This is a genomic window from Stenotrophomonas maltophilia group sp. Smal12 (assembly GCF_037079935.1).
In the GTDB taxonomy this organism is placed as follows: Bacteria; Pseudomonadota; Gammaproteobacteria; order Xanthomonadales; family Xanthomonadaceae; genus Stenotrophomonas; species Stenotrophomonas sepilia.
Window position 1 is genome coordinate 1 of record NZ_JBAWUK010000100.1, and the last position, 3,883, is coordinate 3,883.

Below are 3,883 nucleotides of genomic sequence, written 5' to 3' on the forward strand. Positions count from 1 at the left end.
GGGGGTGGGCCGGAAACACGCTTCCATTCAAGGGCCTGTTCACCCACCGCGACAGGCGCGATCGCGTCACCCAGCCGTAACATCCGGCCACCCACATGACCGCTGGTAATGACGTTAGGTGGCCGCAACGGTGCGCTGCTGCCTGTAGAGCCGAGCGCACGTTCGGCTGCTCTTCGCGACGGCGTCAGATGCATCCACCCCGCCGGCACTGAACCGAGTGTGGGCGCGGGCCTACAGTAAGGGAGCGACCGCTCCATATGCCTGCCCGGCATCACCTCATGCCCTCGCACCACGCAGCGCCACGCATCTGCATCCGTAGCATCAAGCCATGCCCAGCCCACCCGCCGATCCCACCGCACCGCTCGTCGCCATCGTTGCCTGCCACGGCCAGGGGCTGTTCGAATTCGGCTGCGCGGTAGGCCTGTTCGCGCCTGTGCGGCCGGAACTCGGCGTGGCCTGGTACCGCACCCAGCTGTGCGCGGGTGAACCCGGTGCACTGCGCATGCTCGGTAATGCACAGGTGCAGCTGCCCTACGATCTCAGCACTGTTGATGACGCCGACATCATCGTCATTCCCGGATGGCGCGAACCCAGCGAACGCCCGCCGCATGCACTGCTCGATGCATTCGTCCGCGCCCACGCACGTGGCGCACGCATCGCCTCGATCTGCTCTGGCGCCTTCGTGCTGGCCTGGGCCGGGCTGCTCGATGGCCGCCCGGCCACCACCCACTGGCGCCTCACCGAAGCGCTGGCACGCGACTTTCCGCGCATCGATGTGCGCGAAGACGTGCTGTACGTCGACACCGGCAACGTCATCACCTCGGCCGGCTCGGGCACCGGCATGGACATGATGCTGCACATGGTGCGCAAGGACTACGGCGCGCGCGTGGCCAACCTGGTGGCCGAGCGGCTGGTACTGGCGCCATGGCGTGATGCCGAACGCAGCCAGCGTGTCAGCCGCGCCATTCCGAATGGCGAGCCCTCGCGTCTGGCAAAACTGATGGAATGGATGCGCCGCAACCTGCGCGAGCCGCACTCGCTGGGCAGTCTTGCCGAGCAGGCCGCGCTCAGCCAGCGCACGCTGCAGCGGCAGTTCCTGGAAGCCACCGGCCTGTCACCCATCGACTGGCTGATCCGCGAGCGCGTGGCATTCGCCCGCGAGCTGCTGGAAACCACCGACCGGCCGCTGCAGTGGATTGCCGAGCAGGCCGGCTTTGGTTCGCAGGAGTCGTTCCGCCGGCACTTCCGCGGCCAGGTGGACGCCAGTCCTACCCAATACCGCAGCCAGCATCGCGGCGGAATTGGCGCGGATCGGTTGGTGGGCTGCTGATCCAACGCATCACTCCCCGGTGATGCGTGAGGAAAGGCTCACGGCAGGCTATGGCGACCCACGTATAGTGACGGGCGTCACAAGAAGCCCCTTCCATGCTCCACGCATTTGCCTACTCCAGCCACATGTCGGCTGGGCTTTCCGATGAAATGCTCCGGCAGATCGTCTCCCGCTCTGCCACGTTCAACCGTCGCGTGGACGTTACCGGAGCGCTGCTCGTCGACGGGCAGCGGTTTTTCCAGTACGTCGAAGGTCCGCCCGACGGCCTGGAGGCGGTCAAGCACCGCATCCATGACAGTCGCTCGCATGCTGCCGTCGTGCCGGTACTGGACATGGCCATCAGCGCGCGTGCTGTTCCCTATTGGGCCATGACCCGCATCGACACCGGGCAGGTCGTGGTGTCCGGCCTGGTCAATGCGCGATGGGACGAATTTGGCCATGCCGTTCCGGGCATGGATCAGCTCGTCGGCCTGCTGCGTCCGCACTTTCCGCGCATCGGCCCGCTCAGTGCGCACCATGCGTCCGTCGGATCCAGCTGAACCGCCGCCCTGCGCGCGTAGTCCCACGCGGCCGCGTACTCCCTGCACACGTCATCATTCAAGCCGCGTTACCCATCGTTCCTGCCAGATCCACAGCATGCCTGTACCCGCTCAACCTTCAACGGAAACACGTCCCTCGCCCGCCGAGTTGTTCGAGGTTGTCGTCCTGCGTGCAGGCACCGCCCTGTTCGCGATCGACGTACAGCTGGCCGTGGAAATACGCGGCCCCGAGACCTTCGGCCCTGCGGACCAGCATGGCAGGCGGAGCCTGGAGGTACGGGGGCAGCCGTTGCCGGTGGCCGACCTGCGCAGGCTCAGCGGGCAACCGGCATTCGATGGCGGCAGCCCAGCCATGCTGTTGATCACCGCCGGCACCGCAACCCTGGCGCTGGCGGTAGATGAAGTGCTGGAAATCGAAACACCGGACGCAACGCCAGACGTATCCGCGCCTGCCGAGGGTCGGGTGTTCAATTTCTGCAGCGGGCACGTTCGGGTGGATGCCACACGTTCGGCTGCGCTGATCGAACCGCAGTCGCTGCTGGCCGCGCTCGCGGTGCGGGACTAAGGCGCCTCTGCTCAAGGGCGCCTGCGAACCGGTTCAAACCGCATGCGCCAGCACTGCGCGGCAAAGCCGATCACAAACACCACCGCCAATCCCAGCAACGTGTGCAGCACCACCGGCGCCATCGGCGCCGCAGCAATCGGATGCGCTGCCGGCAACCGTGTCAGCGTTTCATTCACGCCTGGCACCAACGACAGCAGGAAGCTGAAGGACAGCGCAAACGTCGACACGTAGGGTGCGGCGCCACCCAGCCAGCGCAGCCGGCCGGCCAGCACGCCGCCGAAGGCGATCAGCAGCACGATCACTCCGAATGCGTGGCCCGGGTTGATCCCGCCCGTACTGGAGACGGTGAACGACGTTGCCACCGACAGCACAAGCCCGAGCAGGTACAGCTTGCCGGAGCGTGTCGCGGGGTCGATCGCGCGATGGCGAATGAAGGCATACAGGCCGGCGAACACCGGTACAAGGCTGACGGCCGTGTGGATCACGCCCAGCGTGGACAGAGAGTGCGACATGGAACATCTCCAAGGGTTGATTGAACCTACTAGTAGGTAGACTTGTGAACCAAAGAAAAGGCCTACGTTGCCGCAGGCCCACCACACATCTATCAGGCAGCCGCGCTCACCCGCGCGATGGCCAGCCGTGCCAGCGCAGCAAACGTCGCCGCATCGCCGAAACCGCGCGCGGCCAGCATCGCGCCATGCACCGATGACATGAACGCCTTGGCCTCATCGGCCACCGGACCCTGCAGGCGCAGTTGACCCAGCGCCGCGCCCTTTTCCAAGGTGAGCGCCAACCAGCCACTCAAATCCTCGAAATGCCCGCGTACTTCTTCGGCAATCTCCGCAGGGATCATCGGTGCCTCTGCCGCCAGCATCGCGCAGATGCAGAACGAAGACGTGCCACCGGCAATACAGCTCGACCAGTAGTCCACATAGGCGTTGAGCTCCTGCAGCGGGTCGTCCAGCTGCCGGTCCAGCAGCGCCAGGCCTTCGCGCGCCTCGGCCCGGTACAGCTCAACCACCGTGCGCACCAGGTCCGCCTTGCTGGGGAAGTGGTGATGGATGCTGGCCTTGCTGATGTTCACCCGCGCCGACACGTCGGCGTAGCTGAAACCGTTGTAGCCACCGGCCTCCAGCAGCGAACGGGCGTGGGCCAGGATCTCCTGGGCTTTGGGCGAGAGCGACTCTTTCATGCAGCCAACCTACTAGTAGGTTGAAGCGCTGTCAACTCCCCGCAGCCGGGTGGGCAGCATCTGGTAGTGGGGGGCGGGGGGCGGGGCCCCCCCCCCCCCCCCCCCCCCCCCCCGGCGGGGCCCGGCCGGGCCCCACCCAAACCCCCGGTGGTGGGGGGGGTTTTCTTTGTCGTTTTTTAAATCCATTAATAAACAAAAAACCCGGGGCGGCGCGCGCCACCCCCGCACAACTACAAATGTGTTTATGAACACCCCGC

General features: G+C 66.0%; 5 protein-coding genes. 3 read left to right on the forward strand and 2 right to left on the reverse strand.

Annotation, left to right across the window (positions count from 1 at the left end):
* Positions 1–328 precede the first annotated feature (328 nt).
* From WDC87_RS21685 to WDC87_RS21695, 3 genes are all read left to right on the forward strand, one after another.
* Positions 329–1,330: a helix-turn-helix domain-containing protein gene (locus tag WDC87_RS21685; RefSeq protein ID WP_252744400.1), complete on the forward strand. Its 1,002-nt coding sequence runs from the start codon at positions 329–331 to the stop codon at positions 1,328–1,330.
* A 95-nt stretch (positions 1,331–1,425) separates the two neighbouring features.
* Positions 1,426–1,869 carry a BLUF domain-containing protein gene (locus WDC87_RS21690; RefSeq protein WP_088497288.1) on the forward strand — a complete coding sequence of 148 codons (444 nt, stop codon included), beginning with the start codon at positions 1,426–1,428 and terminating at the stop codon, positions 1,867–1,869.
* A 148-nt stretch (positions 1,870–2,017) separates the two neighbouring features.
* Complete coding sequence (locus WDC87_RS21695; RefSeq protein ID WP_245884996.1) at positions 2,018–2,434, forward strand: chemotaxis protein CheW; 417 nt, start codon at positions 2,018–2,020, stop codon at positions 2,432–2,434.
* Between the two features lie 11 nt (positions 2,435–2,445).
* Here WDC87_RS21695 and WDC87_RS21700 read toward each other — a convergent pair whose 3' ends face one another.
* Together WDC87_RS21700 and WDC87_RS21705 are read right to left on the reverse strand one after the other, a co-directional pair.
* Complete coding sequence (locus WDC87_RS21700; RefSeq protein ID WP_289852633.1) at positions 2,446–2,946, reverse strand: hypothetical protein; 501 nt, start codon at positions 2,944–2,946, stop codon at positions 2,446–2,448.
* Positions 2,947–3,038: 92 nt separating this feature from the next.
* Positions 3,039–3,626, reverse strand: a complete 588-nt coding sequence (locus tag WDC87_RS21705; RefSeq protein WP_188241284.1) for a TetR/AcrR family transcriptional regulator — start codon at positions 3,624–3,626, stop codon at positions 3,039–3,041.
* Positions 3,627–3,883: the final 257 nt, after the last annotated feature.

What these genes read in the sequence shown, in the direction of transcription:
- WDC87_RS21700 (WP_289852633.1), bottom strand. Translation starts at nt 2,946, where the DNA reads ATGTCGCACTCTCTGTCCACGCTGGGCGTGATCCACACGGCCGTCAGC.
- WDC87_RS21690 (WP_088497288.1), top strand. Translation starts at nt 1,426, where the DNA reads ATGCTCCACGCATTTGCCTACTCCAGCCACATGTCGGCTGGGCTTTCC.
- WDC87_RS21685 (WP_252744400.1), top strand. Translation starts at nt 329, where the DNA reads ATGCCCAGCCCACCCGCCGATCCCACCGCACCGCTCGTCGCCATCGTT.
- WDC87_RS21705 (WP_188241284.1), bottom strand. Translation starts at nt 3,626, where the DNA reads ATGAAAGAGTCGCTCTCGCCCAAAGCCCAGGAGATCCTGGCCCACGCC.